Below are 26748 nucleotides of genomic sequence, written 5' to 3'. Positions count from 1 at the left end.
CTTATTATTTATTATTATTAGTTTCCTGCTCCGTCATATCTGCTTTGACATCACAGGGGATTGACTATCGCATAAGGAAAACATTGCTTGCGTACCAAGTTAGGTACTTTATAAAGTTGAACGCTTGCTCATAAGGGGATGTTTTTTATTGTTCTATAAATCATTGGTTTAGCGCTATTGTGCTTTTATTTTAGTTGTTGTCTTGACTTGCTTTGTATGATTGTTAGCCGTTTAAATACTTGGGATACGTAAGTTTGTACTACTGTAGGGAGGTTTTTGTTGGAGAGGGGAAAATCATCACAGCTCGTGAATTTTATTAATCCATTGTTAAATTTAAACGGATTTAACTCGTTTAGGCTATTAATCTTTCTTTTCGAAATTGGGTAGGCGTTTTTCCTGTGTCTAATTTAAATAATCGATTAAAGCTACTTTTACTGTTGTAGCCAGCAAGAAAGGCAAGATCGATTATCGACTGCTCATCCATTTCAGGATCAACAAAGTAGGAACATACCTCCTTCAAACGATAGCTATTAATGTACTCAAAAAAGTTAACGTTAAACTCTCTATTGATTAAATTAGAAAGTAACTTAGGTGAGAGAGAGACTTGCTGAGCTAAATCATCAATTTTTAGCTGGTTGTTTAAATAGGGGCGTTGTTTTTCCATGTGGCTGCAGACACGTGTAATCTGTTCAGGTGAATACGTATTAGGCTTATCTGCTTTAGTTAAGTCTGTATTATCAATGTCTGTTTTAGCCGCGTCTGCTTTGGTAATGCCATCGAGCGTCTCTTTGCTAACCCTTAGAATATTACGAGGATCAGATAAAGCAAAAAACAGCAAAGTAGAGACGAGTAATAATTGTCCATAATTCTCTAAAATCCCCATTAAATTGAAATCGATTAAAGTAACCGCTGAAGCGTCAAAAATTGCTGTAATAAAGGTATAAACGAGCAAGTAACTTTCAGACCACAATCTTAAGATAATAAAACCGATGACTAAGATTTTAAGCCAAGCATAATTGACTGACTCTAGATTAGAGTAGGCTGTTGATAGGTGGTTTTGGTAATAGCGTATTGTGAAAAATGCCCAAAAACCAAAACCTGCCCTCACAATATTACGTAGATGTTCATAGTATTGACTGTAGTCTGATCTCAAAAAGAGCAAAAAATCGGAACCCTGTTCGGCTTCAAATTTAATGTTAACGGCAACTAGCACAACAAGGTAGATAAATAAGGGCAGTAATAACAGCAAATCATGCTTTTTAAAGTGAAGTTGTTGGAATATAGCCGAGCGTACATATAATAATAACAATGGCCCTTCTAGCCAAAGCACTGACTCTAACATTGCAAATATAGCCGGAATTTTTTCAACTGACCAGTGATGGAATGCTTCACCGTATAATGCCAATACATAGACGGAAATAGCTGCTTGGGAGAGTAAAAAAACACCTAAGAAAAAATGAGTTGAATCAGCTTTATGGCGGCTTAATAACATCATTGCCGCAAACAGAAAACAAATATAAGCAGTCACTAAAAGTACTATATCGTGGCTATTAAACAGAACAGTTGTCATTTAAGCTTTCTCGAAGAAATAAATAAGGTCGATACAGTACAATTATTTTTCTCGCTGTTCTTTTCTAAATTGCGTTGGTGTCATGCCAGCAGATTTTTTAAAGAAGGTATTAAAAGTCGCTTTACTGTTGAAGCCTGCTTGAGCCATTATTTCTAACATAGTCACTTTTGCATTCTCTTCTTTGGCTAGCAATATTTTGGACTCCTCTATTCGATAGCTATTGATGAATTCAAAGAAGTTTTTTTCGAAGTGCCTATTAATGACTTGCGATAACTGCCTTGAAGGCATAAATGTTTGTGTAGCAAGATTATCTAAAGTAAGCAAATGATTCAAATAGGGTTTGTGCTCTTGCATATAGAGTGTCAAGGCACTTATTTGAGCCGGGTCTATCGATTGTTTTTCTTGATTAGTAACTGTTGAGCTATCAATACCATGAAAGATGTTTGATACACCTAAGCTGAAGAATATTAAAAAGCTGATTAAAAACATCACCATAAAATTAGAGACTTGGCCAATAACAGGGTAATTAATATAAAAATTGAGATCTATTGAGGTCATGTAGCCAATAGTGACTAATACCGCCTGTACTTTAATGATTAGAAAACCTATAACTAAAATTTTGAGCCAAGTAAGATCAACCTCTTCAATATCAGCAAAATTGTCTTTGATTTGTTTTTGGTAATGGCGCAATTCAAGCAAACACAGTACACCACAAAAAGCTCTAAAACATTCTCTGAACAAGTTGATAAAGCGAGTATAAAATGGCTCAGCCTCGATATGATAACCATTTAAAATAGCTATTTTGGTAGCACTATCAATCATGTACCAGTTACTCGTTTCATAAAAAAGGTAAAGCACAAAAGGTAATAGATATAAAAGGTCAATTCTTTTAAAGCTAAAGTCTTTATAAATAAGAGAGCGAACGTAGAAAAGTAGTAATACGGCTTCTAACCAATAAGCTAAGCCAAAGACATAAAATATATTAGGGGAAAAAGCAATGGCAAATTGACGAAATTCTTCTCCAAAATTAATTAGGGTATCAAGTGGTATTGCCGCATAGGACAATAGAAACAAAGCTAACAATACGTTACTTTGCTTTTTGCCTTTTTTTATCAATAATAAAAAAAAGGCAAATAAAACACATTGATATATAGTGAAAAGCAATGCTAAATCAAGTGTGTTAAAAAGAACAGTACTCATACTACGTCCGTCTTCTCTAATTATTTTTATTTTAATAATTAACTTATACAAACTCACTTAACAAAGCAATCGCTAACCACATATATAAGGATAATGAGTCATATAAAATCCTATATTGCTAAAGTTGCTTAATATATGTATCTAGGCCTTTTTTAGACAAAGCAACAGCATCCAGTGAGCTCAACCCATTAGGATACTCCTCTTGTTCAACCACTATCCACTTAGTACCACCTACGTTAATATTTGCTTTTAGTAGGTTTAGCCAGTCAATCGTATCTTGACCAATAATAGGTAGTTTGCCTTTTACACCTTCTGGAATACGCACTTTATAGTGGGTAGTAAGTGTTCTATTAGGGTATTTATTTACGTACTCAACAGCATCTTTTCCTGTATAGGTTGTCCAGCCTACATCTTGTTGTAATACCACTGAATCAGCAGTATTCATTGCTAAGTAGTCCCAGTAAGTAGTGCCTTGAAAGTCATTAAACTCATGGTTATGGTTGTGAAAGCCAGTTTTAATATTATAAGGAGCTAATTTTTTATCGAGCTGATTAAGTAACTTAACGACTGCTTTAATACCTTCAGGATGCCATGCTCTTTCATCCCAACCGATAATCAAGGTATCAAGATTTAGCTGTTGATAAAAAGCGACCGTTTTGTCAAAGTTACTTGGGTTTAGCTGTTCAAACGAAACATGCGCACCACTTGCTTTAAGGTTAATAGAGTCTAAGAAGTTCTTTAAGCCTTTAACATCATTGGCATAAGATCCAAATTCACCAGCAAACTCAACACCTTCAAAGCCCATATCAGCTAAGACTTTAAGTGTACCTTCAAAGTCTTCGCTAATAACATCTTTAACAGACCAAAGTTGCACACTGAGTTGTGGGACTTTTTTCATGGTACTTTCTTTCATATCATTACCCGTTGTGTGAGCATTAACATTGCTTAGAAAAGGCAGCAATACCATAATGGCAATAATATTTTTTATTACTTGTATTTGACAATGCACTTTCCCAGCCAATCGATGAATACTATCAATAAAAGCGCCTTCACCGTCTCTTATCATACCTAAACGCATTTTCTCTTGGCGAACTCTATTCATACCACAGTCTCAATTGGCGATTAAACGATTAGTTGGTTAATTGTTGATTACATCAGTATATCGATAACACCTAGGGACAGTTACTATAAAATCGGTTGTTAATGCAACAAAATCGGCGTTTACTTTTATTAATGTTTTGCTACTATCAATATAATTTTTTCACTATGTAATCACTATGCTCAAGGAAACATTATTAAATAAGGTAAGTGTTAAACAAGTTCTCGCTATGTTTGATATGTTGCCTGATATCATTTTTTGGATAAAAGATATTGAAAGTAGGGTGGTTTACGCTAATCAAATGTTTGTTGAACATATTGGTTATAGCAATCTAGAGCAAGTTTTAGGTAAATCAGATAGTGATTTATCGCCCGTTCATGTAGCAAAACAGTTTATTGCCGATGATCAAAAAGTGATGTTGGGGGAACTTGTTACCGATCGTTTAGAAATGAATATCAATGAAGGAGGAGAGCTTGCTTGGTTTTCAACCTCCAAAAGACCATTGTTTGATGAATATGGAGTAATCATTGGCTCATATGGCGTGACCCGACACTTAAAAAAAACAGTAAAGACCTTGTCAGGTATTGATGAATTAAAAGTTCCGGTGCAATACATTAGAGATAATTTTCATATGGAACTATCAATAGAGAAACTCGCCCAAGTGGCATACTTATCGGTTAGTGCGTTAGAAAGACGTTTTAAAAAGTACTTGGCTAAAACCCCTAAGCAATTTATTCGGCAGGTCCGTTTAGATAATGCTAGACGGTTATTGGTTGAAACAAAATTACCTATTGCCCAAATTGCCTATCAATCGGGTTTCTCTGATCACAGTTATTTTAGTCGTCACTTTAAGTTAATGTTTGATGAGTTGCCCTCTGAACTTAGACAGCAGCGCTTATCTTCCTCAGCATCTTCGGCAGTCGTTATCTGATATATGATGATTGTTTTTTAATAAGACACTACTAATTTTGCGTTAATTTTATTAAAATCACTCTCATATATTGAAAAGTAGCTGTTATTTATGAAATTTAGTCCACTGGTACAAGAGTTAATTGATTCATTAAAATGTTTACCCGGTGTTGGCGCAAAATCAGCGCAACGCATGGCATTTCAGTTACTAGAGCGTAATCGCCGTGGCGGCAGTAAACTTGCTAGTACCTTAGCTAGAGCAATGACCGATATTGGTCATTGCCAGCAGTGCCGAAATTTTACTGAAGAAGCGTTATGTGAAATTTGTTTATCTCCAAAACGAAAAATTGCCACTACTTTATGTGTCGTGGAATCGCCAGGTGATGTTATAGCTATTGAGCAAACAGGTGAGTTTTCCGGTCGATATTTTGTTTTAATGGGGCATTTATCCCCCATTGATGGCATAGGTCCGGATGATTTAGGTTTAGATATTTTAGCTAAGCAATTTGCTACAGGTCAGTTTAGTGAGGTTATCTTAGCAACTAACCCAACAGTGGAAGGTGAGGCAACAGCACACTTTATTGCTGAGCTTGCTCAGCAATATCAAGTTAATATCTCGAGAATAGCTCACGGTGTCCCTGTAGGGGGTGAATTAGAGTATGTTGATGGTAATACATTATCTCATGCCTTATCGGGCAGAAAAAGTTACCTGATTTAGTTCTAGCTTAACTAATTATATGGTGAGCTGTTTAGTTCACTGTATATTAAATAGAGTGAAGTCGATGGGGGAGTTAACCACCGGTAAACTTAACTTTAAAACCAGCCTTTTCTAACACCTGCTGTATTACGTCGCGCTTGTCACCTTGAACTTCTATGGTCTCATCAACAACTGAGCCACCGGTACCGCAGGTCTTTTTTAGCTTTTTTGCTAATTCTTTTAGCGCTTTGTTATCGAGTCCTAGACCACTGATAACAACAACGCCTTTACCTTTTCGCCCTTTGGTTTCACGCCTGACTCGTGCAAAACCATCACTTGGTGTTACGCTTTTTTCTTTTGTCTGGCTAATGCGACCACTGTCTGTGGAATAGACGAGTGACTCATCACTTACTGGTGATGCATTATCAAGGTTTACAGGGGCTCTACCAAAAGCACTGGCTAAATCACTTAAACTAGATAAACTATTTTTCATATATCACTCAATACCATTAATCATTAAATTAGCTAAACAAATTGCAGATAAAATAAAACCACGACTTATTCTCATAAGCGTGGCTTTATTATATCAATATTACTTTGTGCTGAGTACTATTTAAAGGACTACTCGAAAGTAACGATAGATGTTTGAGTTATAATTTGCTTTCTAACTCTGGTAACGCATCAAATAAGTCAGCAACAATACCGTAATCAGCAACTTGGAAGATTGGTGCTTCAGGGTCTTTGTTGATAGCAACGATAACTTTTGAATCTTTCATACCGGCTAAATGCTGAATTGCACCACTAATACCTACTGCGATATATAAATCGGGTGCAACAATTTTACCTGTTTGCCCAACTTGCATATCATTAGGAACAAAGCCTGCATCAACAGCAGCACGTGATGCGCCAATAGCAGCACCAAGTTTATCGGCAATACCGTCAAGCAATTTAAAGTTATCGCCATTTTGCATGCCACGACCACCAGAAATAATAACGCTTGCTGCGCCTAAGTCAGGACGCGCAGATACCGTTAATTCGTCACTTACATGACTTGAAATACCAGCATCAGTTACAGTGTCTAAGATAACTACTTCAGCATTACCATCTGTAGCAACGGCATCAAAGCCAGTAGTACGTACCGTAATAACTTTTTTGTTATCTAAGCTTTGTACTGTTGCGATAGCATTACCTGCATAGATAGGACGAACAAATGTATCGCTACTTTCAACGTCAATAATGTCAGAAATTTGGGCAACATCTAATAACGCGGCAACTCTTGGCATAAAGTTTTTACCAGTCGTTAGCGCTGTTGCTAATATATGCTCATAGTCAGCGGCTAATTCAGTCACTAGTAAACTAACATTTTCAGCAAGTTGATGTTCATAAACAGCATTGTCACAAACTAAAACTTTGCTTACGCCATTTACCTTTGATGCAGCATCAACGACACTTTGACAATTAAAACCTGTTACTAATAATGTTATATCGCCACCAATTTTTTGTGCGGCGTTAACTGTTTTTAGAGTTTCAGCTTTTAACGAGCTGTTGTCATGTTCAGCAATTACTAAAATACTCATGAGATCACCTTGGCTTCATTCTTTAATTTTTCAACTAATTCATCAATACTTTCTACCACTATTCCAGCTTTACGCTGTGCAGGTGGAGTTACTTTTAATAATTTAGTACGAGCTGTTAAATCAATGCCAAAGTCTGCCGCTGGTTTTACTACTAATGGCTTGCGTTTCGCTTTCATAATATTAGGTAACGAAGCGTAGCGAGGCTCATTCAAGCGTAAATCTGTGGTCACAATCGCTGGTAAGCGAAGAGAAACCGTTTGCAAACCGCCATCTACTTCACGGGTTACATTAACTTTGTCGCCTTCCACTTTTACCACTGAAGCAAAAGTGCCTTGTGGCATGCCAGTTAGTGCAGCGAGCATTTGGCCTGTTTGGTTATTATCACTGTCGATAGACTGCTTACCTAAAATAACTAGTTGCGGCTGTTCTTCTTCAACAACTTTCTGTAGTAATTTAGCTATATTTAGTGCGTCTAAACTTTCATCAGTGTCAATTTGTATGGCACGATCTGCACCTAATGCTAATGCGGTACGTAATTGTTCTTGGCAAGACTTATTACCAATAGAAATTGCAATGACTTCTGTTGCGATACCTGCTTCTTTTAAACGAACAGCTTCTTCAACAGCAATTTCACAAAAAGGGTTGATCGCCATTTTTGTATTGGCAAGATCTACATTTGAATGGTCAGGTTTTACTCGAACTTTGACGTTATAGTCAATAACTCGTTTGATCGGAACTAATACTTTCATCGTAGCCTCTGAAAAGGTTTGTTAATTTTCAATAATAGTTAAAAGATACCTATGGTTTACGTCAACGTCAACGTAATCTTGGTGAAAACTTTTAAACTAAGATACAATCTAAATAAATGCTTATAACAGTGTATTGCTTGGACATCTGTTGTAGGATACTATCAAACACTTGTTTGAATATCAAACGCATGTTTGAAATTTAGTATAGACTTTTAAAATATAAATTAAAATATAAATATAATCACACTGGGAGATCTTATGGAACGCGAATCGATGGAATTTGACGTAGTCATTGTTGGAGCAGGGCCTGCAGGTCTATCAACGGCTTGTAGATTAATGCAATTAGCACAAGAAAAACAGCAAGAGTTAATGGTCTGCGTTGTTGAGAAGGGTTCTGAGGTTGGAGCCCATATTCTTTCCGGTGCTGTGTTTGAACCAAGGTCTTTAAATGAATTATTTCCAGATTGGCAAGAGCGTAATGCACCGTTAACGACTAAGGTCACCGGTGATGATATTTACCTGTTGAATAATGAGAATTCAGGTATCAAATTACCTAACTTCGCTGTGCCAAAAACTATGCATAATGACGGTAACTATATTGTTAGTATGGGTAATGTTTGTCGCTGGTTAGCTGAACAAGCTGAACAGTTAGGTGTAGAGATTTTCCCTGGCTTTCCTGCGCAAAGTGTAATTTATAATGATGATGGCAGTGTTGGTGGTGTAATTACCGGCGATATGGGTCTAGATGCACAAGGTAAAGAAAAAGACGGTTTTATGCCAGGTATGGAGTTACGTGCTAAATACACCGTTTTTGCTGAAGGCTGTCGAGGCCATTTAGGGAAAGAGTTAATTGAAAAATTCAAGCTTGATGAGCAAAGCTCGCCACAACATTATGGTTTAGGCTTTAAAGAGATTTGGGATATTGACCCAGAAAAACATCAAGAAGGTCTAGTCGTACATACCGCAGGTTGGCCATTAGATAAAAATACTAATGGTGGTGGCTATCTTTATCATGCCGAAAATAACCAAGTGTTTGTTGGTTTAATTGTCGACTTAAGCTACAGCAACCCGCATTTAAGCCCTTTCGATGAATTTCAACGTTATAAGCACCATCCTAAAATTAGTCAGTACCTAGAAGGTGGCAAGCGTGTTTCTTATGGTGCACGTGCTATGGCTAAAGGTGGTTTTAATTCTTTACCTAAAATGACAATGCCAGGCGCATTACTCGTTGGGTGTGACGCTGGAACGATTAACTTTGCCAAGATTAAAGGCAATCACACAGCAATGAAATCGGGTATGTTAGCTGCCGAAGCTATTGTGCAGGCATTGATTGGCAGTGAAGGTGTTGCAGAGGAAGGTAAACAGGATCTAACCAGCTTCACCGAGCTTTACAAAGATTCTTGGTTATACGAAGAATTATACAATACTCGTAACTTTGGTCCCGCAATGCATAAGTTTGGCACCATGTTAGGTGGCGCTTATAACACCTTAGATCAAAACTTTTTTGCCGGTAAATTACCGTTTAACTTTAAAGATGATAGCTTAGACTATGCTCAATTAAAGCCAGCGGCTGAGATGCCAGTTATTAATTACGCTAAGCCTGACAATAAATTAAGCTTTGATAAACTGTCTTCAGTATTTTTGTCAAATACTAACCATGAAGAAGAGCAGCCTTGCCATTTAAAACTTAAAGATGCTGATATTCCAATTAAAGTGAATTTAACTAAATACAATGAACCTGCGCAGCTTTATTGTCCTGCAGGCGTGTATGAGGTTGAAAAAACGGAAGAAGGCGATAAGTTCGTTATTAATGCGCAAAACTGTATCCATTGTAAAACCTGTGACATTAAAGATCCAAGCCAAAATATTACGTGGGTAACCCCTGAAGGTACGGGTGGGCCGAACTACCCTAATATGTAATATGGTTCAGATAATAATTAGTTAATTGTTCTTTTTAAAACCCAAGATACTCTATTGAGTGGCTTGGGTTTTTTATTTATAGGAGGCAATAAATTAAAGCTGGCAAGCGCTAAGTTAGTTATAAAGTACAAGTGGGAATAGAATAGTTTTTAGTTAAGTGTTTCTATTAGATTATAATCTTTTAATGCCGGTATGGCCTGGTGAAGCTCTGCTTCAAGTTCATCTAAGTGAGTGAGTTCCTGACAAAATAGTGCTGCTTTTTTATCTAATGCTTTCGCTCTTTGTGCTACCTGTAACTCTAAGCCATTACTAATAGTTGTTAAACGTTTGTCAAAAGTAGCTATTCGAGTTTCACCAACGTATTCAGTATTGTTATCGTCTGCTAGAATTGATTGACCAACCGCCTCTAATATTGTGCCCAGAGAATTTGATATTATTGCTTCAATCTCTTGTTCAAATTCACCGGTAAACATTTCATCAAAATCATTTAAGTCTTGTGGCGCAATGTAATAATTATTAGCACTTTGATTGAAACGGGCACGTATTCGCCACTTCAGCTCATCAAACTTGGCCTGTACTTTTTGTTGTGAGGCACTGTTTTCACCGGTTAAACCGGCAACTACTTCGTTCACTGCTTTTAATCCAATATCGACGCCTTCAATAGCAATAGAGACAATTTCAGGTACTTGCTGTCGAATACCAACACTAAAATTACTTAATAGCTGTTGTTGTTCGGGAGATAAAGATATCTCTCTGCCTCGGATAAAAAGTTGTTTGGTATTATTGATTTGTACTCTTGTCTTACCTTTATCAACAATACGGATGTGTTTTGGGTCAATAATGACCCCGTAATTAAGGTTAATAGAGCATTGTTGCGCATATGCTTGTTGATAAAAAGGTAAGGTTGCTAAAAAGAATGAACAGTACTTAAGCTTTGAAATGTTAGCCATAGCTGTTAAGTATTCACTATTGCATCAATCAATATTTTCCGTTCTCGGTATATCATTTTACTCGGACCATATTCGCGGCGAGACCTATCATTAAAATCACCAACAATTAGCTCAACGCCATGAAAGAGCTTCTCTGTTGCTTCAATATAAACACTGGCCATGTATTCTTGGAGACTGTTTTCAAGGGCCTCTTTTTCATTAAGGAATTCACCCATTTGATTTGCATGATATTGGTAAGTTGGCATTATCTTGGCTAATAATTCAGGTTTTGCTTTATCTTTAGGCAATTTATTTAATTTATTGATAGCAGCTTTCAATTCGTTGGTTTTATCAGACTCTACTTTAAGTAGAATGTCTACTTGATGAATTTCATCTTTAAATTTGAGTATCTTATGCTCAAAGTTAACAATAGTATTACTACCTGCTGTTGCTCCAATCATACCAGCATGGACAGAAGTGCCTGCTTTAGTATATCCACCAATAAGTTTTCCGTTAGCTTGTTCACTTTTTCCAATCCAAAGTCGGCCATTTATATCTAAAATACTGTGTAGTAATTGGTTTTCAATACGGACATCTTGGCCACAGGTGATTTGGGCATATTGACCATATTTGGCATAAATACTTCCTTTGGCATTGATGTTTACACTCATGGTGATGTCGGTAATATGTGTTTTTTCAATATCGTGTTTTCGGCCAATAATACCACCAGAAATCGTTATGTCACCCCCTGACTCTAGGGTTGCTGATTCAACAAAACCACCCACAGTAATATCACCTGAAGCAGTGACCTTCATACCTTCAGTAACATCACCATCAATAATAACACTGCCAGTAAAGTTGATATTGCCAGTGGCAACATTGACATTTTTAATCTTATAAATCTCATCAACTTCCATACCGTTATTAATGAGTTTAGGTAAGCCAACTTTTTGAGAAATCAGAATGTTAGTATCTTTCGGACTTATATTGGTACCTTCGCCAGCGACGAGTTCAACATCATTGCCGGGTTCTGGTGATAGCGGGGTGGCTGTAACTGTATAGCCTTGTATACCCTGCGTTAGAGGCACTTTTTTAGCGAGTGGGTCGCCTACTTTTACACAGATAATATCGCCTAAATCACGCATGTCGACACTACCGTCTTCTTGTTTTTTAGGCTTTAGGATTCTTGTTTGTGCACTTTCTACTAAAGGCTTTATTAAGGCGTCTTTACCATTAATCGCAATTTTACCCGTTGCAATTTGCATATTTACCTGGGTATTAGGTGCTTCTTTGGCGGCAAGTTGTGCAAGCTGAATTAAATGTTCTTTACTAAAACCCTTTTTTACACCGGCTTCTTGCGCTGCTGTTAAGATAGCCTTTGCCGATAGATGTTTACCACCTTGAGCGCTAGTTATTTCAGCAGTCGCCTCCATTTCATCAGATTCGATTGTTATTTTAATTGTCGCATCAACGCGTTCTAGTACTTGATAGCGAATAGTTCTGCCTGTTTGGTTATCTTGCAGAGGTTTTAAAATATCATCTAGCTCAGCAACAGAATTTTTAACATTACCGTTATTAATGCGAAGTGTTGTAAATTCTGATGCGTCAATTAGTTCTTTGATACTCAAGGCTGAGATGGTCTCACCACCTTTGATAGGCTCTAAGACTAAATCAATATTGTTTTTATTATTACTGACTAAACTGGCTTTGGTCATTGCAAAGGCTCCCCCCTAACCGTTAAGTACTGCTGAGCCAAGTAACGGTAGGTGCTGTTCTTTTTTATAATTATTATTATTGTGTAATTTAAACGCTATGTTACATATAATGATTTTGATGTATTTTGATAAAGCTATTAGTGCCTTCTTTAGAGTAATCTATTTTATACTCTATGCCATCAAGCGCTTGCACAAATAATAGTGTTTTTTCTTCACCGAATAATTCAGAAGACGAAATATCAACAATATCTTGGTAGGCTTTTTTAGCAATTGAACGTTTTTCTGGGATCTCACCTTTATAAACGCCTATGCCACGATGACTAACAATAACAACGACTTTATCACCATTGATTATAAGTAAGTCGAATTTTTTTATTTTGTGAATAACGGTATTACGACCGCTAGTTATAAAATTTTTCTCTATCAAAATAAGCTCCTGATATAAATTTATTGTTTCTATTATTTATTAGTCTTAATATATAAATTTTTACTAAACTAAGCAATGACTAAGCAGAGAGTTAATCGCTTATATTCTTATTCTAGTTCATATTTTGTTAATGTTTTATCTATGTTTATTAACACTTACTGAGCAGAAAAGGCTCTTTCTGTTATATAATTTGGTATTGTTGTTGTATTTTGCTGAAAACGACGAAGTAAGTCTAAGCCAATCGCTGCGACAAATTGCTGAAATTGATGTCTGTTGTAAGGTAAGAGTAAACATTGCGTTTTAATATTATCAATACTGCCCCAAGCGAACCATACGGTGCCTACAGGCTTATCATCACTTCCTCCGTCAGGACCCGCAACCCCGGAAACAGCAATAGTCAGATCAGCGTTCGATTTTACTAAAGAGCCTTTTGCCATGGCAATAACTACTGCTTCACTTACCGCGCCATATTGCTCAAAAAGACGAACGGGGACATCCAGCATAGCTGTCTTCATTTCGTTACTATAGGTGACAAAACCTGCTTCAAAACTTATCGACGAACCGCTAATCTCAGTCAATTTACTGGCAATTAGACCACCAGTGCATGACTCTGCCGTAGTTATCTTTAGGTTTTTCTGCTGTAATTGGTTAAGAAGGTGTTCAGCAAGAGCTTTGGGTTTTCCTTTAATTTCAGCGATTAAGTGATCACCAAGGACGTTGGCTAGCTTCTTTTTCCATAAGGGTTTAAGCGCTAAGCCTTGCTTAGTGTTTATTGTTAATTTTACTTCAAGTAACGGTATACCGGCTCGGAAGCCTAATTCAATTGCTGTTGGCCAGTGCGGGAGTTGCTCATTAATTATTTTTTGTAAACTAGACTCACCAAGACCAAACACCTGCAAACGAGTAATATCTGTGATCAAATCCGTCGGTAAATTTTTAGAGATAGCAGGTACTATTTGCTCTCTAAGCATTGTTTTTAGCTCATGAGGAACACCTGGAGTACAGTAAATATCACAATTTTTATAGCGTACTGAAAAACCAACTGCACTACCACTTCTGTTCGCTATTATTTGGCAACTCATAGGTAATATGGCTTGTTTGAGGTTGGGAGCATTTAACTCAGCGCCTCGTTGCTGACACCAGCGGGTTAAATGCGCAAGCGCTAGAGGGTGCTGGCCTAACTCTTCTCCTATAGCAAGCGCTAACGCTTGTGCCGTTAAGTCATCGACTGTCGGCCCTAAGCCACCATTAATAATTAAGATGTCACTTGTACTCGCCATATAAGTTATTTCACTGACAAGTAGCGCTAAATCATCAGCAACAGTTACTTTGCGATTAACACCAAGTCCAATACCTTTGAGTACTTGTGCCATCATGGCTGAATTACTGTCAACAATATCTCCAGTCATCAACTCATTACCTGTTAATAATAACTGTACTTTCGGTGCTGACATCGTTCACTTTCCTAAATGGTTTATTTGTCGATAAATTTAAACCTTTTTAGCTAAACTTACATCTAATTTTTTTGTGAAGGTAACAATAATTAAAACATAGGGAATAAATAATGAGTAAAGTAATTAAAAACAGTCTGTTAAGTTTAGTAATGTTCACCTCGTTTAATCTGTTGAGCTTGCAAGTATCAGCACAAATTAATGAAGAAATAGCACAATCTTTTTCGGTAACAAGCCAAAGTGACTTTAGCCTAAATAATATTAATGGCACTGTCACCATTAAGAGTTGGTCACAACGTAATATTAAAGTGTTGGCAAATGTTAGCGCTAATACTCAGGAATCTCGTGATGACGTGACCATTAACATGACTCAAGATGGACAGAAGGTAACGGTAAGTACCAATTATAAAGAGAATGGCTATCGCCAAAATATACAGTCGGCTAAAGTTGATTACCAAGTATGGTTACCTGCAGATTCAAATTTACTTGATATCGAACTTATTAACGGTAGTTTAATTATTCGAGATATCAGTGGAGAAGTTGAAGCAGAAGTGGTTAATGGGTCTGTAAAGGCGAGTGGTTTAAGCGGCGATAGTAGAATTAGTTCTGTTAATGGCAGCGTAGATGTTGTCTACACCCAAGAGGCTACTAGCTTTAATAACATCGAACTTGAAACCGTTAATGGTAGTATTAAATTGTACCTTCCTGAAAACATTAATGCCGATATTACTGTAGATACAATGCATGGAAGTATTAAGACTGCTTATGGACTAGAAACTAAAAAGAATTTCTTTTCTGGTCATAACCTACGTGGAAAAATCGGTAATGGTGGCAGTAAAATAAATTTAGAAAGTGTCAATGGCAGCATTAAGGTGTTAACAAGTGAATAGCAGTAGTATTCGGGTAATACGCATTGATGAGGTCGGATAAATAGAATAACTTTTCATATGCCCACTTTTTACATTAATATAACCACAAGCTTGTTAACAAGGCTTGTGGTTTTTTATTACTAAGTAATAACTTAAAATTATAATTCCACATAGCAAAATCTAAGGAAAACAATGGTGAGTAAAACTATGTACCCTCGAGCGTTGCTTTTTGGCCGCTGGTTTCGAAATGATATTGATGAACAAGGCAATGAAACCATTGAATATGCTGAACTTAGTGGTGATGGTAGTTTTGAGTTTACTTTTATAACACTGGGTATAAAAGGTGAAGTTATTGAGCAAATTACCGAGTTAGGTGATTGGGGACTTGTTGGTGACATTCACTTTACACTCACTAAAAATGAACTCATTAATGATGAACTCTATGCAGCAGACTTAAATAATGATGATAACTATCAGGCATATACGGTATTAGCGTTGGATCATCAAGTCTTCCATTATCAACATAGGCTAACGAATGAAGAATATATCATGAGACGGGTTGTTGATACCCCCGGTCATTGTTAGAATGTTCGGCAAGAATTTGTAATTTACCTTAATTAAAGTTAAATAAAAGCATTAGAGATAAGTAATGAAGCGATTAAAAGCAGCGAGTTTAATTACCGCAGTAAAAACTCCTTATACTGAAAAAGGAGAGGTTTGTTTAAAAACGTATGATTTCTTAATAAAACAACAAATTGCTGCTGGCGTAGACGGCATAGTAGTTGGTGGAACAACCGGCGAAGGGCATTTACTTAGCTGGGAAGAGCATTTAATGCTTATTGCTCATTGTGTACATAATTTTGGTGATAAACTTATTATTGTTGGTAACACGGGCAGTAACAATACCCGCGAAGCAATAAAAGCCACCGAAAATGGTTTCGCCATAGGTATGGATGCAGCACTACAAATTAATCCTTATTATGGTCGTACATCACTTAAAGGTGTCAGCGAGCACTTTAAACGTGTGCTTGATATTGGTCCTGCTTTTATCTATAACGTACCGGGTAGAACTGGCCAAGACCTAATACCAGCAGTTATTGAGCCTTTATCAAAGCATAAAAACTTTATTGGTGTTAAAGAATGTGGCGGTAATGATCGTATCGCCTATTATGAAAAACAGGGCATTGCTTGTTGGTCAGGTAATGACGATGAATGTTATGTTGGTCGTCATGAGCATGGCTCTCATGGTGTTATTTCTGTTACTTCTAATATCATTCCAGGATTAATGCGCCAATTAATGGATAAAGACAATTTAGACGAAACAGCTAAGTTGAATGATAGTTTACAAGGTTTGATGAAGTGGCTATTTTGTGAGCCTAATCCTATTGCCATCAATACTGCCTTGATCATGACAGATGCTGTGCCTAAGAACTTTCGCTTACCCTACATCGCACTTACTAAGGAGCAACGTGAAGTTGGTCTTGAATTATTAAAAGCGATAGCGACAAAAGATTTGGTTGGCGACAGCTTGTCTTTACTTGAAGATAGTGATTTTAACTACTGCATTTAGTCTATTATTTAACGCGCTTTCCTCTTTTATGAAGAGTTTATAAAATAAGTTATAAAGTGCGTTTATAAACAATTATATGTACCTCAGTTATAACGTTAAAGCCTCAGTGATAACTGAGGCTTTAACGTTTCTGGTAACTCAAAAAAGCGTTCTTCTTCAATCAGGGGGGTAGCACTTACTCGGGTAATCTCAGCTGCTAGCGGGCAAATAAAACGTAAGCTAACGGCACACAATTGCAAATTACACTGTTCATCTATACCCGCTACGCCATGCAATCTATCACCGACTACCGGCATACCAATGCTTGCTGCATGTAATCGTATTTGATGTTTTCTGCCACTGTCTATTTTTACTCTTATTAGCGAACGATCTGTAGCGCTATCATAGGCCAAGCAAGTAAAGGTACTGCGGGCACTTTTGCCATCAACGTCCTTTTCTATGACTTCTGGCTGAGGCCTTTCATTGTGATCTCCATGGACAATGATGTGATAATACTTTTCTAGTTGATGATGCTCAAACATATGAGACAGCGCTCTTGCTGCGCTTTTACTATGGGCAACAATAATTAAACCCGTTGCTGCTCTATCTAATCTATGCACAATAAAGGCCGGGCGTTCGTTCGGTAAGTTTTGTTGAGCGAAACGAGCTATGGTGCAATGATCGCTCCATTTAGAGCCCTGAGAGAGCATACCGTAAGGTTTATACCAAACACTGTACTCAGTTAAATCGGCAATTAACTTTGCTTGTGGTACTGGTGCTGATAGCACTTCTTTATTGAAATAAAAGTGCAGTTCATCACCAACTAACAACCGTTTCTTTACCCGACGTAGTCGTTGTGTTTGTTGCTTGTTTTTAGCGGGCGTTAGCCATAACGCGCCTTTACTTATTGCTTGTTTTAACTCAGCTTTTGACAGCGAAATATTCTGCCCATGACCGTAACTTGCTAATAGTGTAATGGCAGTACAGTTTTCTTGTTCAGCGACACATTTCTCTGTGATAATAATATGCCATTCAAACTTTTCCTGGCTTTGAGTTTGGCTTTGAGTTTGGCTTTGACCTTGCGTGTCTGAACAGTTGTGATCTACGGGCATATTTCAAATGAGTAACGAGGACTTTGCACTTATTTTACTAGGTTTATTCACTTAGCAAAGCTAAAATATCGAAATGAGGATAATAATCCTCAATAATATAAATAAATGAGAGTAACTATGACACGTGATTTAGCACTTTACCCTGAAGATGAAATTGGCAATACCCTATGGCAGATGCAAGAAAGTGGTGAAGATTTACTTAGTGAGCGTGAAATTGAATTTTCAATATTATTTCCCAGTCAGGAACTTGCACTTAACTTCGGCCAATTATTATTAGAAAACAATCAAAAACTGTCTTTTACGCCATCAGAAGCACATGCCGATTTACCTTGGGAAATTACCGCTTATCCACAAATGCCGGCGACTTATGAGAATATTGCCAGTTATCAAGCGTTATTGGAGTCAAGCGCCGCACCATTAAAAGGGCAGTTTGACGGTGTTTACTTTGTAGAGTAGCGTTAACCAGTTCTAAATAGATTACCGCCACAATGTATTACGTTAACAACTTTTTTAACGTTGAATAAATTGTTGGCTTCATTATTAGTGAGTTTGGAAGGTTATGAATATAGATCTTAAACAGTTCGCAGCGCTACAAAAGGCGAGTAAAGAGTCATTCTTTGAACAAAAAAAATTGCTTAAACAAGTTATGTCAGGAAGAACAGTCCCGTGTAATACTTGTAAGCAACCATTAACCCTTTATACACCAGAACAAGGTGAACTTACCGGTATTCGCTGCGCAAAAGGTTGCACAGATATTGCGTTAGATTTTGCTTAACTAGACTACCCATTACATAATAAATGGTCATTAGTCCTTATAAAAACGTTGCTATATCTTCTAAACTCTTTTTCACCTGTGCATGAGCAGGTACGGTAGCATCTTCACTTGGGTAACCGGCAATAAGTAACATATAAGCACGCTCATTATCGCCACGCTGACAAACCTTGTTCAAAAATGACATTGGTTTGGGGGTATGTGTCAACGTTACTAAACCAGCATTATGCAGTGCGGTAATCAATATGCCGGTGGCAATACCAACCGACTCATGAACATAATAATTTGTGTTTTTATCATCTTCAGTAATACCGCCTTTCTTTTGACTAAAAATAGCAATAAGCCAAGGTGCGTGCTCTAAATAAGGTTTGTTAGCATCAGTACCTAAATCTTTTAAAGCACCTAACCACTCTTCTCCTGCACGGCCTTCATAAAAACCACGCTCATGAAACTCTGCTTGCTCTCTAATTTGTTTTTTTATATCGGCAGAATTAACGGCAACAAAATGCCAAGGTTGATGATTTGCACCACTAGGAGCGGTTCCAGCTGCTTTTAAACAGTTTTCGATAACTTGTTTATCGACCGGTTTATCGCTGAAACTGCGGATGGAATGACGACGTTTAACCTGGTTATAAAAACTTTGCGAACGGTTTAACATTTCATCTTCAGAATATTCTACATAATCGGTTAGGGGAGAGCTGTCATGTTGTTGCATAAGCAATATGTCCTTTATTATTTTTGTTAGTTCGGGGTAGTGCGTTATTCGGAATTAACCTCTTGGTGTAACAATATTTTAACAAGGAAAAAAAGGCAATAAAAAACCGATAAATCTCTTAACAGAAATTTACCGGTTATATTTTATGGTTTATCTTGCAGCTAGTCAGTCCAAATCAAAGGAAAACGCACGGAGCTGACGAATGTCAGTGAGTACTTTTGACAAATGATTTGGGCTTAATAGCAAAAAGATCAACCGATAAAAGCACGAGCGTTACGGAACATGCGTACCCAAGGTGAATCTTCACCCCAGCTATCTGGATGCCATGAGTTAGCAACTGTTCTAAATACACGCTCAGGGTGTGGCATCATAATCGTTACACGACCATCAGTACTTGTTAATGCAGTTATACCATCAACAGAGCCGTTAGGATTCGCTGGGTATGTTTCAGTCACATCACCGTAGTTGTTAATGTAACGCATTGACACTGTGCCTGAGTTATTCGCCGCATCGATTGCTTCATCAGAGCTAAATTCAGTATGACCTTCACCATGTGAAACAGCAATTGGCATACGTGAACCAACCATGCCTTTAAACAATACCGATGGGCTTTCTTGTATTTCAACTAGTGAGAAACGTGCTTCAAAACGCTCTGATTTGTTTTGTACAAAACGAGGCCAATGCTCTGAGCCAGGGATGATATCTTTTAAGTTAGACAACATTTGACAACCATTACATACACCTAAGGTGAAGGTATCTGTCCGTTCGAAGAATGTTTTAAACATTGCGCGTGCATCAGCATTAAATAAGATTGATTTTGCCCAACCTTCACCAGCACCTAGAACATCACCGTAAGAGAAACCGCCACAAGCAACTAAACCGTTGAAGTTAGCTAAATCAGTACGGCCTGATAAAATATCAGACATATGAACATCAATAGCAACAAAACCTGCTCTATCAAAAGCTGCTGCCATCTCAACATGTGAGTTAACGCCTTGCTCACGTAAAATAGCGATACGTGGATTCGTTGCGTTTTGTGCATCTTTTAAGATTAAATCGGCAACAATATCTTCGTTGATATCAAAAGTAAGCTCAGTGTTTAAGCCTGGATCTTCAGTATCAAACTTAACATCGTGTTCTTGTTGTGCACATTCTGGATTATCACGAAGTGACTGCATTCTGTAAGTCGTTTGTGCCCAAACCGTACGGTAATAAGTACGGGAGTTTTCTAGCACAACGTCGCCATCACGGCTAAATCGAATAGTATCTTCGTTGTTAAGTCGGCCAATATCAGTGCAGTAATCCAAAATGCCGTGCTCAGCTAAAATAGCGTGAATAGCCTCTACATCATCTTCGTGAATTTGAATAACAGCACCTAACTCTTCATTGAATAAGGTTGCTAAATCATCACTTGCACCTGTTGCTTCATTTACACTAACGAGTTTACTGATGTCAATATCAACACCGGTATGGCCAGCAAAGGCCATTTCAGTAACCGTAGTGAATAAACCACCGTCTGAAATATCATGATAAGCAATCAATTTTTCAGCGCGAACAAGTGTCTGCATCGCGTTGAAGAAGCCTTTTAAGGTTTCTGCACTATCAACATCAGGTGTTTCACTACCAAGCTGTTTGTAAACTTGCGCTAAACAAGAGCCACCTAAACGTTTTTTACCTTGCGATAAATCAATGGCAACAAGACGAGTTTCGCCCTTATCAGTTCTTAACTCTGGCGTTACGGTTTTACGAATATCTTCAACAACACCAAAAGCGGTAATGATCAATGACATTGGCGAGGTGACAGACTTTTGTTCACCATTTTCATCCCACTGAGTACGCATCGACATTGAGTCTTTACCTACCGGAATGGTTAAACCAAGGGCTGGACAAAGTTCTTCACCAATGGCTTTAACGGCCTCATAAAGGCCTGCATCTTCACCAGGGTGACCCGCAGGGGACATCCAGTTAGCTGAAAGCTTAATACGGTTTAGCCTATTACCGTCAGAACCAGCAATATCAGTACCGGCAATGTTAGTAAGTGATTCAGCGACGGCTAAACGAGCAGATGCGCCAAAGTTTAATAAGGCAACTGGCGTGCGCTCACCGAGTGACATTGCTTCGCCGTGGTATGAATCAAGTGCAGAGGCGGTAACACCACAATCAGCCACAGGAACCTGCCAAGGACCAACCATTTGATCACGATTAACCATACCGGTTACCGAGCGATCGCCAATGGTAATTAGGAAGGTTTTTTCAGCAACGGTTGGTAAGCTTAAAATTCTGTCAGCAGCGTCAGCTAATGTCACTGTGCTAAGGTCTAATGAATCACCCGCAGCGGTTGCCGTTTTAACGTCTTTAAATATTTTAGGTGTTTTACCTAGTAATACTTCAAGTGGTAAATTAATTGGCGTATTTAATTTTTCATCGTCGCTAAAGTGCGAGTCAGTTACGGTTAAGTGCTCTTCTTCTGTTGCACGACCAACAACGGCATAGGGAGCACGTTCACGTTGACATATTTGTTCAAAAGTCGCTAGGTTCTTATCTGATACGGCAATGACATAACGTTCTTGAGATTCGTTACACCAAATTTCATGTGGCGCCATACTACGCTCGTCATTAGGTACTTTACGCAGTTCAAAAATACCCCCTCGGCCGCCATCAGAAACTAATTCAGGGAAAGCATTAGATAAGCCACCCGCACCAACATCATGAATGAAGGCTATTGGGTTCTCTTCGCCAAGCTGCCAACACTTATCAATAACTTCTTGGCAACGACGTTCCATTTCTGGGTTTTCACGTTGAACCGAAGCAAAGTCTAAGCTTTCAGCTGATTGACCAGATGCCATTGACGAAGCAGCACCACCACCTAAACCAATATTCATTGCTGGGCCACCTAAAGCGATAAGGTTAGCGCCAACGATAATTTCGCGTTTTTGTACGTGTTCATCACGAATGTTGCCTAACCCACCAGCAAGCATAATTGGTTTGTGGTAACCACGTACTTCTTTACCGTTAAACGAGTTAACTTCTTCTTCATAAGTACGAAAGTAACCTAAAATAGCAGGACGACCAAATTCATTGTTAAATGCTGCGCCACCTAATGGGCCTTCCATCATGATATCAAAAGCAGTAACAATGCGGCTTGGTTTGCCAAAATCAGTTTCCCAAGGTTGTACAAACTCAGGAATACGTAAGTTAGATACAGAGAAACCGACTAAACCAGCTTTCGGTTTTGAACCAATACCAGTAGCGCCTTCATCACGAATTTCACCACCTGAGCCAGTTGCAGCACCAGGATATGGAGAAATAGCAGTTGGATGGTTATGAGTTTCAACTTTCATCAATATTTGAATGTCTTCATGGTGGTAACCATACACATTCGTTTCAGGATTAGGGAAGAAGCGACCGCCTTTATTACCTACCATAACCGCAGCATTATCTTTATAAGCGCTTAGTACATAGTCAGGATTGATTTCATGGGTATTACGGATCATTTTAAACAAAGATTTTTCTTGTTTAACGCCGTCAATAGTCCAAGCAGCGTTGAATATTTTATGACGACAATGCTCAGAGTTTGCTTGAGCAAACATGTAAAGCTCAATGTCGTGAGGATTACGACCTAGTTTAGTGAAGTTTTCAAATAAGTAATTAACTTCATCAACCGCTAAAGCTAAACCTAATTCAATATTTGCCTGCACTAACGCTTCTTTACCGCCATTTTCAATATCAATAACAGTTAATTTAGCTGGTTCACTGCTAGCAAAAAGTAAACTTGCCTGATCAAAGTCATTAAAAATACTTTCCATCATACGGTCGTGCAATAAAGCGTTTAATTGTACTTCTTGCTCAGTGGTTAATGGCGTATCACTTTTTAACGTGACGTAATACGCAATACCGCGCTCTAAACGAACTACTTTAGCTAAGCCACAGTTGTGTGCTATATCGGTAGATTTTGATGACCAAGGAGAGATAGTGCCCGGACGAGGAGTCACTAATAAAAACAAACCAGCAGGTTGATGTTCTTCAATTGTTGGACCGTAAGTAAGTAATTGCTGTAAAACATTCTCTTCGCTTGCGCTTAATTCTTCATTAAGTTGAGCGAAATGGGCAAATTCAGCATAAATATCATTTACTGGCAGTTGTAATTGTTCACATTGAGCTAATAGTTTTTTAACTCTAAAGTCAGAAAGTGCTGGAGCGCCACGAAGGTTTTTAATCAACATCGTCATAGGGTAATCACCAAGTTTTATGTAAGGCTTTGATTGGCTTTTAATTGCTAAATTTGCACAGTAAAAGCTAACCGAAAATTTCGCGCATATTATAGTTGAAAATAACGCTTTTGTTAACGTAAAAAATGAAGTAATAACTTGACATGCTTGTCAGGTAAAAAATGCTTGGCTAATAGTTCAATACACGACACAATTGAGCACATGAATAAATATTTATCTTTTTCAATAAAATCTAAGCTCTTTACTATGTTAGAGAGTATGTTAGAGCGTAAGTTAGTGACTAAATTTACCGCGTTGGTCTTGGTTATTTTTGTGACCACGTTGTTGAGTGCTTGTAATAAAAAAAATGATACAGCAAGTTTATCCCGTATTTTGGATAGAGGTTATATCAATATTGGCACTATCTTCGGCCCGACAAACTATTACAGCACCGCAGATGGCTTTGCTGGTTTTGAATATGAGTTAGCAAAAAAATATGCTGATTCACTCAATGTTGAATTACGTATTGTCCCCACTTATAGCCTTAATGAGCTTTTCATTAAATTAAATACGGGTGAAGTAGACTTACTTGCGGCGGGATTATCAATTACCGATAAACGCTTACAACGTTTTAGGTTTGCTCCTAGCTATCAAACTATTAGCCAGAAGTTAGTGTTTAAACAAGGTAATATTAGACCGAGGGAAGTGGCTGATTTAACCGGGAAGTTAATGGTGACTTCAGGCTCAAGTTACGTAGAAAACCTTGAAAAGCTGAAAAAAACAAATAGCGAACTAGTTTGGCAAGAAACAGCTGAGTTTGATAGCGAAGAGTTACTGAAAAAAGTATTAAGTGGCGAAATAGATTACACCATTATTGACAGTAATAGCTTAGCCATTAATCGCCGTTATTTTCCCGAAATAAGTATAGGTTTTAGCATTGATGAGCCTGAACAACTGGCTTGGATGGTGAGTGAAAATAGCCCTGATGACATCTTAGCAAGCTTGGTGGAGTTTTTTGGTATAGTACATCAAAACGGTACTTTACTTGCGCTAGATGACAAATATTATGGTCATATTGAACAGTTTAATTATGTTGAAACTCGGACATTTATTAAGGCGGTAGAAAGTACTTTACCTGAATATAGAGATTTCTTCAAAAAGTACGCACAAGAGCTTGATTGGCGTTTATTAGCAGCTATTAGCTATCAAGAATCACACTGGAACCCTACAGCACGTTCATATACCGGTGTTCGAGGCATGATGATGTTGACATTGGCAACAGCGAAACAAATGGGTATAAAAAGCCGTTTAGATACCGAACAAAGCATTCGAGGCGGCGCAAAATACTTTAAACGCATGATTGCTATGATGCCGGATAGAATACCGGCCCCAGATCGTATTTGGTTTGCGTTAGCTTCTTACAATATTGGTTTTGGTCATTTAAATGATGCACGAATTATCACCCAACGCCAAGGTGGAGATCCTGACCGTTGGGTGGAAGTTAAGACTCGCTTGCCGTTATTACAACAGAAAAAATATTACAAAAATACTAAACATGGTTATGCCCGTGGTGAAGAGCCTGTGCATTACGTTGATAATATTCGTCGATATTACGACACATTAAGCTGGTTAGATGACAAAGCAATAGAGCAGTCTACAGCCTTAAAACTAACGCAAGATAAGTCACAAGCAGCATTACTGATGAAGGCGCTAATTGAAGAGCGGCTAATGGATGAGTCATCAAAGGAAGCTTTGTCTGAGCAAGAGCCTACAGCGACAATTGAAGAGAAAGGTGAAGAGAAATCTGAAGTGGTTCAATAAAAGTAACGGCAATCTCCCTCTCGTCTTGTTGATTTTCCAATGTCATAAAACTGTCACTATAGCCCTCTATAGTGAACAGATAATATAAATAACCTTTGGAAGTCTTAAAAGATGAAAAGATCATTAAAAAATAATCAACGTAAAAAACAACTAAACCGTCAGCATAATAAAATGACCTCACGTAGACAGTCTCATTTTAACCAAGTAATAAATGAGCTATTTGAATCGCAGGCCAGTAGCCAAGTTAACTAATAATAATAGCTGTTTCATCAAGTTTATTTGATTCTTTATCAATTAATTGAAATTGATTAAACCCTATGGTGACGATGTCATCATGGCTTAGTTTTTCACGAGTTATCTTTGTACCATTCAATTCAGTGCCGTTGGTACTGGCAAGATCCTCTACATAAGTCATCAATTGACCCTCAATGAATGGGTCTGGCTCTGTTATTAATCGAGCATGTCTTGAACTGACTGCACCATCATTAATTTGGATGTCATTATCACTGGCACGGCCTATATGTAAAATACCTTCCGCTAATGGCCATTTATTAATAATTACATCTTCAACACTCAAGGCTAGATAAGCCATACAAACTCCTACATTGTTTATTTTACTTAAAGTTACGTCACTTTATTTGGTTAAATAGATTAAACCTAAGGTAACGTTGTCTCTGCTATTTTTTGCCATTGCTCGATATAACATGTCATGACAGACATCTTTATCAAGAGAAAATTCTGATAAATACTGATTAATCTCGTGTTCAGTTAAATAATCATGCAAGCCGTCGGTTGACAACATAATCGTATCGCCATTATTGATTGCGATAGTGGTTGTATCCACTGATATTTTTTCTCGAACGCCAATTGCCTGTGAAAGCAAATTTTTAGTATTGGCATTTTTTGCTGTTTCAGCAGTTATCGCCCCTTTATTGACTAACTCTTGAATCATGGTGTGGTCGACAGTCTCTTGTACTAATTTATGATTTATTAAAGTATATGCTCTGGAATCACCAACCCAGCCAATATGGCATTCATTGTTATCAATAACTATTAATACACCTGTCGTTCCCATGCCTTGCTGGGCACTATTATTACTTGCTGAATGAAGAATGGCTAAGTTTGCGGCATTGAGTTGCTCAGTAATCCATGTAGGCCAATCAAGTTGTTTAGTTAGAGATATTTTATCCCATGCACACTTGATATGATCAACTAACATGGCACTCGCCACTTCACCGGCATTATGTCCCCCCATGCCGTCGGCCACTACCATCCATGTAACACCTGTCTTTTCATCGGTGCCGTAACTAATTGCATCTTCGTTATTGTCACGAATCGCGCCCTGATGACAAAGGGATTTTATGTGATAATTCATAGGAGTAACTGTTCTCACCTTTATCTTATTATGATGCATAGCTAGTTAATTGATTAACCTTTAGTTAGTTAGTTAGTTAGTTAG

25 protein-coding genes are annotated in these 26748 nt (G+C 37.8%); 10 read left to right on the top strand and 15 right to left on the bottom strand.

The window, feature by feature from the left end:
* Positions 1 to 352: 352 nt before the first annotated feature.
* The 3 genes from CXF71_RS07445 to CXF71_RS07435 all read right to left on the bottom strand — a co-directional run bounded on the left by CXF71_RS07445 (position 353) and on the right by CXF71_RS07435 (position 3872).
* Complete coding sequence (locus CXF71_RS07445) at positions 353 to 1570, bottom strand: helix-turn-helix domain-containing protein (RefSeq protein ID WP_101232312.1); 1218 nt, start codon at positions 1568 to 1570, stop codon at positions 353 to 355.
* 42 nt (positions 1571 to 1612) lie between these two features.
* Entirely contained in the window at positions 1613 to 2770 is a 1158-nt protein-coding gene (locus tag CXF71_RS07440; protein ID WP_101232311.1) for a helix-turn-helix domain-containing protein, read from the bottom strand.
* Positions 2771 to 2888: 118 nt separating this feature from the next.
* Complete coding sequence (locus tag CXF71_RS07435) at positions 2889 to 3872, bottom strand: sugar phosphate isomerase/epimerase family protein (RefSeq protein WP_332871770.1); 984 nt, start codon at positions 3870 to 3872, stop codon at positions 2889 to 2891.
* A 175-nt stretch (positions 3873 to 4047) separates the two neighbouring features.
* On the opposite strand from CXF71_RS07435, the gene CXF71_RS07430 reads away from it, so the two are divergent.
* Together CXF71_RS07430 and recR are read left to right on the top strand one after the other, a co-directional pair.
* Entirely contained in the window at positions 4048 to 4800 is a 753-nt protein-coding gene (locus CXF71_RS07430; protein WP_101232310.1) for a helix-turn-helix domain-containing protein, read from the top strand.
* Positions 4801 to 4890: 90 nt separating this feature from the next.
* Positions 4891 to 5496 (top strand): recombination mediator RecR, encoded by a 606-nt coding sequence (gene recR, locus CXF71_RS07425; protein WP_101232309.1) that lies wholly within the window; start codon positions 4891 to 4893, stop codon positions 5494 to 5496.
* A 73-nt stretch (positions 5497 to 5569) separates the two neighbouring features.
* On the opposite strand, the gene CXF71_RS07420 is transcribed toward recR, so the two are convergent.
* From CXF71_RS07420 to CXF71_RS07410, 3 genes are all read right to left on the bottom strand, one after another.
* On the bottom strand, positions 5570 to 5968 hold the full coding sequence (locus tag CXF71_RS07420; RefSeq protein WP_332871769.1) for a stress response translation initiation inhibitor YciH: 399 nt from the start codon (positions 5966 to 5968) through the stop codon (positions 5570 to 5572).
* 157 nt (positions 5969 to 6125) lie between these two features.
* Positions 6126 to 7052: an electron transfer flavoprotein subunit alpha/FixB family protein gene (locus CXF71_RS07415; RefSeq protein ID WP_101232308.1), complete on the bottom strand. Its 927-nt coding sequence runs from the start codon at positions 7050 to 7052 to the stop codon at positions 6126 to 6128.
* Positions 7049 to 7801 carry an electron transfer flavoprotein subunit beta/FixA family protein gene (locus CXF71_RS07410; RefSeq protein ID WP_101232307.1) on the bottom strand — a complete coding sequence of 251 codons (753 nt, stop codon included), beginning with the start codon at positions 7799 to 7801 and terminating at the stop codon, positions 7049 to 7051. The genes CXF71_RS07415 and CXF71_RS07410 overlap by 4 nt, the downstream gene beginning before the upstream one ends.
* A 258-nt stretch (positions 7802 to 8059) precedes the next feature.
* Here CXF71_RS07410 and CXF71_RS07405 point away from each other — a divergent pair, with 258 nt between their 5' ends.
* Positions 8060 to 9721 (top strand): electron transfer flavoprotein-ubiquinone oxidoreductase, encoded by a 1662-nt coding sequence (locus CXF71_RS07405; RefSeq protein WP_101232306.1) that lies wholly within the window; start codon positions 8060 to 8062, stop codon positions 9719 to 9721.
* A 149-nt stretch (positions 9722 to 9870) separates the two neighbouring features.
* On the opposite strand, the gene CXF71_RS07400 is transcribed toward CXF71_RS07405, so the two are convergent.
* The 4 genes from CXF71_RS07400 to CXF71_RS07385 all read right to left on the bottom strand — a co-directional run bounded on the left by CXF71_RS07400 (position 9871) and on the right by CXF71_RS07385 (position 14246).
* Positions 9871 to 10671 carry a YggN family protein gene (locus CXF71_RS07400; protein ID WP_101232305.1) on the bottom strand — a complete coding sequence of 267 codons (801 nt, stop codon included), beginning with the start codon at positions 10669 to 10671 and terminating at the stop codon, positions 9871 to 9873.
* 5 nt (positions 10672 to 10676) lie between these two features.
* On the bottom strand, positions 10677 to 12365 hold the full coding sequence (locus tag CXF71_RS07395) for a DUF342 domain-containing protein (RefSeq protein WP_101232304.1): 1689 nt from the start codon (positions 12363 to 12365) through the stop codon (positions 10677 to 10679).
* 100 nt (positions 12366 to 12465) lie between these two features.
* Positions 12466 to 12792, bottom strand: coding sequence for a hypothetical protein (locus CXF71_RS07390; RefSeq protein ID WP_101232303.1), 327 nt, complete (start codon positions 12790 to 12792; stop codon positions 12466 to 12468).
* A gap of 155 nt (positions 12793 to 12947) precedes the next feature.
* Positions 12948 to 14246: a CinA family nicotinamide mononucleotide deamidase-related protein gene (locus CXF71_RS07385; RefSeq protein ID WP_101232302.1), complete on the bottom strand. Its 1299-nt coding sequence runs from the start codon at positions 14244 to 14246 to the stop codon at positions 12948 to 12950.
* Positions 14247 to 14356: 110 nt separating this feature from the next.
* Here CXF71_RS07385 and CXF71_RS07380 point away from each other — a divergent pair, with 110 nt between their 5' ends.
* The 3 genes from CXF71_RS07380 (at position 14357) to dapA (ending at position 16682) form a co-directional block, all read left to right on the top strand.
* Positions 14357 to 15133, top strand: a complete 777-nt coding sequence (locus tag CXF71_RS07380; protein ID WP_101232301.1) for a DUF4097 family beta strand repeat-containing protein — start codon at positions 14357 to 14359, stop codon at positions 15131 to 15133.
* Positions 15134 to 15304: 171 nt separating this feature from the next.
* Positions 15305 to 15697: a hypothetical protein gene (locus CXF71_RS07375; RefSeq protein ID WP_101232300.1), complete on the top strand. Its 393-nt coding sequence runs from the start codon at positions 15305 to 15307 to the stop codon at positions 15695 to 15697.
* A 64-nt stretch (positions 15698 to 15761) separates the two neighbouring features.
* Positions 15762 to 16682, top strand: coding sequence for a 4-hydroxy-tetrahydrodipicolinate synthase (dapA, locus tag CXF71_RS07370; protein ID WP_101232299.1), 921 nt, complete (start codon positions 15762 to 15764; stop codon positions 16680 to 16682).
* A gap of 95 nt (positions 16683 to 16777) precedes the next feature.
* Here the strand turns inward: dapA and CXF71_RS07365 are convergent, their stop codons facing one another.
* Entirely contained in the window at positions 16778 to 17773 is a 996-nt protein-coding gene (locus CXF71_RS07365) for a pseudouridine synthase family protein (protein ID WP_101232298.1), read from the bottom strand.
* Positions 17774 to 17890: 117 nt separating this feature from the next.
* Between CXF71_RS07365 and CXF71_RS07360 the strand changes: the two genes are divergently transcribed.
* Both CXF71_RS07360 and CXF71_RS07355 read left to right on the top strand, forming a co-directional pair.
* Positions 17891 to 18229, top strand: coding sequence for a ribonuclease E inhibitor RraB (locus tag CXF71_RS07360; RefSeq protein ID WP_101232297.1), 339 nt, complete (start codon positions 17891 to 17893; stop codon positions 18227 to 18229).
* Between the two features lie 103 nt (positions 18230 to 18332).
* Complete coding sequence (locus CXF71_RS07355) at positions 18333 to 18548, top strand: hypothetical protein (protein ID WP_101232296.1); 216 nt, start codon at positions 18333 to 18335, stop codon at positions 18546 to 18548.
* A gap of 37 nt (positions 18549 to 18585) precedes the next feature.
* On the opposite strand, the gene CXF71_RS07350 is transcribed toward CXF71_RS07355, so the two are convergent.
* Together CXF71_RS07350 and purL are read right to left on the bottom strand one after the other, a co-directional pair.
* Positions 18586 to 19260, bottom strand: a complete 675-nt coding sequence (locus tag CXF71_RS07350; RefSeq protein WP_101232295.1) for a nitroreductase family protein — start codon at positions 19258 to 19260, stop codon at positions 18586 to 18588.
* 251 nt (positions 19261 to 19511) lie between these two features.
* The gene (gene purL, locus CXF71_RS07345) at positions 19512 to 23489 is read right to left on the bottom strand and encodes a phosphoribosylformylglycinamidine synthase (RefSeq protein WP_442871921.1); all 3978 of its coding nucleotides are present in this window, start codon (positions 23487 to 23489) and stop codon (positions 19512 to 19514) included.
* Positions 23490 to 23747: 258 nt separating this feature from the next.
* Here purL and mltF point away from each other — a divergent pair, with 258 nt between their 5' ends.
* Entirely contained in the window at positions 23748 to 25289 is a 1542-nt protein-coding gene (gene mltF / locus CXF71_RS07340) for a membrane-bound lytic murein transglycosylase MltF (protein ID WP_442871925.1), read from the top strand.
* 111 nt (positions 25290 to 25400) lie between these two features.
* Positions 25401 to 25541: a hypothetical protein gene (locus tag CXF71_RS21490; RefSeq protein WP_198559846.1), complete on the top strand. Its 141-nt coding sequence runs from the start codon at positions 25401 to 25403 to the stop codon at positions 25539 to 25541.
* Here the strand turns inward: CXF71_RS21490 and CXF71_RS07335 are convergent.
* Together CXF71_RS07335 and CXF71_RS07330 are read right to left on the bottom strand one after the other, a co-directional pair.
* On the bottom strand, positions 25534 to 25881 hold the full coding sequence (locus tag CXF71_RS07335) for an FHA domain-containing protein (RefSeq protein ID WP_101232294.1): 348 nt from the start codon (positions 25879 to 25881) through the stop codon (positions 25534 to 25536). The genes CXF71_RS21490 and CXF71_RS07335 overlap by 8 nt on opposite strands.
* Before the next feature lie 42 nt (positions 25882 to 25923).
* Entirely contained in the window at positions 25924 to 26664 is a 741-nt protein-coding gene (locus CXF71_RS07330; RefSeq protein WP_101232293.1) for a PP2C family protein-serine/threonine phosphatase, read from the bottom strand.
* Positions 26665 to 26748: the final 84 nt, after the last annotated feature.

The organism is Colwellia sp. 12G3, from assembly GCF_002836775.1.
Classification (GTDB): Bacteria; Pseudomonadota; Gammaproteobacteria; order Enterobacterales; family Alteromonadaceae; genus Colwellia.
This window is presented reverse-complemented; position numbering and strand designations above follow the sequence as displayed.

What these genes read in the sequence shown, in the direction of transcription:
- CXF71_RS07445 (WP_101232312.1), bottom strand. Translation starts at nt 1,570, where the DNA reads ATGACAACTGTTCTGTTTAATAGCCACGATATAGTACTTTTAGTGACT.
- CXF71_RS07440 (WP_101232311.1), bottom strand. Translation starts at nt 2,770, where the DNA reads ATGAGTACTGTTCTTTTTAACACACTTGATTTAGCATTGCTTTTCACT.
- CXF71_RS07435 (WP_332871770.1), bottom strand. Translation starts at nt 3,872, where the DNA reads ATGAATAGAGTTCGCCAAGAGAAAATGCGTTTAGGTATGATAAGAGAC.
- CXF71_RS07430 (WP_101232310.1), top strand. Translation starts at nt 4,048, where the DNA reads ATGCTCAAGGAAACATTATTAAATAAGGTAAGTGTTAAACAAGTTCTC.
- recR (WP_101232309.1), top strand. Translation starts at nt 4,891, where the DNA reads ATGAAATTTAGTCCACTGGTACAAGAGTTAATTGATTCATTAAAATGT.
- CXF71_RS07420 (WP_332871769.1), bottom strand. Translation starts at nt 5,968, where the DNA reads ATGAAAAATAGTTTATCTAGTTTAAGTGATTTAGCCAGTGCTTTTGGT.
- CXF71_RS07415 (WP_101232308.1), bottom strand. Translation starts at nt 7,052, where the DNA reads ATGAGTATTTTAGTAATTGCTGAACATGACAACAGCTCGTTAAAAGCT.
- CXF71_RS07410 (WP_101232307.1), bottom strand. Translation starts at nt 7,801, where the DNA reads ATGAAAGTATTAGTTCCGATCAAACGAGTTATTGACTATAACGTCAAA.
- CXF71_RS07405 (WP_101232306.1), top strand. Translation starts at nt 8,060, where the DNA reads ATGGAACGCGAATCGATGGAATTTGACGTAGTCATTGTTGGAGCAGGG.
- CXF71_RS07400 (WP_101232305.1), bottom strand. Translation starts at nt 10,671, where the DNA reads ATGGCTAACATTTCAAAGCTTAAGTACTGTTCATTCTTTTTAGCAACC.
- CXF71_RS07395 (WP_101232304.1), bottom strand. Translation starts at nt 12,365, where the DNA reads ATGACCAAAGCCAGTTTAGTCAGTAATAATAAAAACAATATTGATTTA.
- CXF71_RS07385 (WP_101232302.1), bottom strand. Translation starts at nt 14,246, where the DNA reads ATGTCAGCACCGAAAGTACAGTTATTATTAACAGGTAATGAGTTGATG.
- CXF71_RS07380 (WP_101232301.1), top strand. Translation starts at nt 14,357, where the DNA reads ATGAGTAAAGTAATTAAAAACAGTCTGTTAAGTTTAGTAATGTTCACC.
- CXF71_RS07375 (WP_101232300.1), top strand. Translation starts at nt 15,305, where the DNA reads ATGGTGAGTAAAACTATGTACCCTCGAGCGTTGCTTTTTGGCCGCTGG.
- dapA (WP_101232299.1), top strand. Translation starts at nt 15,762, where the DNA reads ATGAAGCGATTAAAAGCAGCGAGTTTAATTACCGCAGTAAAAACTCCT.
- CXF71_RS07365 (WP_101232298.1), bottom strand. Translation starts at nt 17,773, where the DNA reads ATGCCCGTAGATCACAACTGTTCAGACACGCAAGGTCAAAGCCAAACT.
- CXF71_RS07360 (WP_101232297.1), top strand. Translation starts at nt 17,891, where the DNA reads ATGACACGTGATTTAGCACTTTACCCTGAAGATGAAATTGGCAATACC.
- CXF71_RS07355 (WP_101232296.1), top strand. Translation starts at nt 18,333, where the DNA reads ATGAATATAGATCTTAAACAGTTCGCAGCGCTACAAAAGGCGAGTAAA.
- CXF71_RS07350 (WP_101232295.1), bottom strand. Translation starts at nt 19,260, where the DNA reads ATGCAACAACATGACAGCTCTCCCCTAACCGATTATGTAGAATATTCT.
- purL (WP_442871921.1), bottom strand. Translation starts at nt 23,489, where the DNA reads ATGACGATGTTGATTAAAAACCTTCGTGGCGCTCCAGCACTTTCTGAC.
- mltF (WP_442871925.1), top strand. Translation starts at nt 23,748, where the DNA reads ATGTTAGAGCGTAAGTTAGTGACTAAATTTACCGCGTTGGTCTTGGTT.
- CXF71_RS21490 (WP_198559846.1), top strand. Translation starts at nt 25,401, where the DNA reads ATGAAAAGATCATTAAAAAATAATCAACGTAAAAAACAACTAAACCGT.
- CXF71_RS07335 (WP_101232294.1), bottom strand. Translation starts at nt 25,881, where the DNA reads ATGGCTTATCTAGCCTTGAGTGTTGAAGATGTAATTATTAATAAATGG.
- CXF71_RS07330 (WP_101232293.1), bottom strand. Translation starts at nt 26,664, where the DNA reads ATGAATTATCACATAAAATCCCTTTGTCATCAGGGCGCGATTCGTGAC.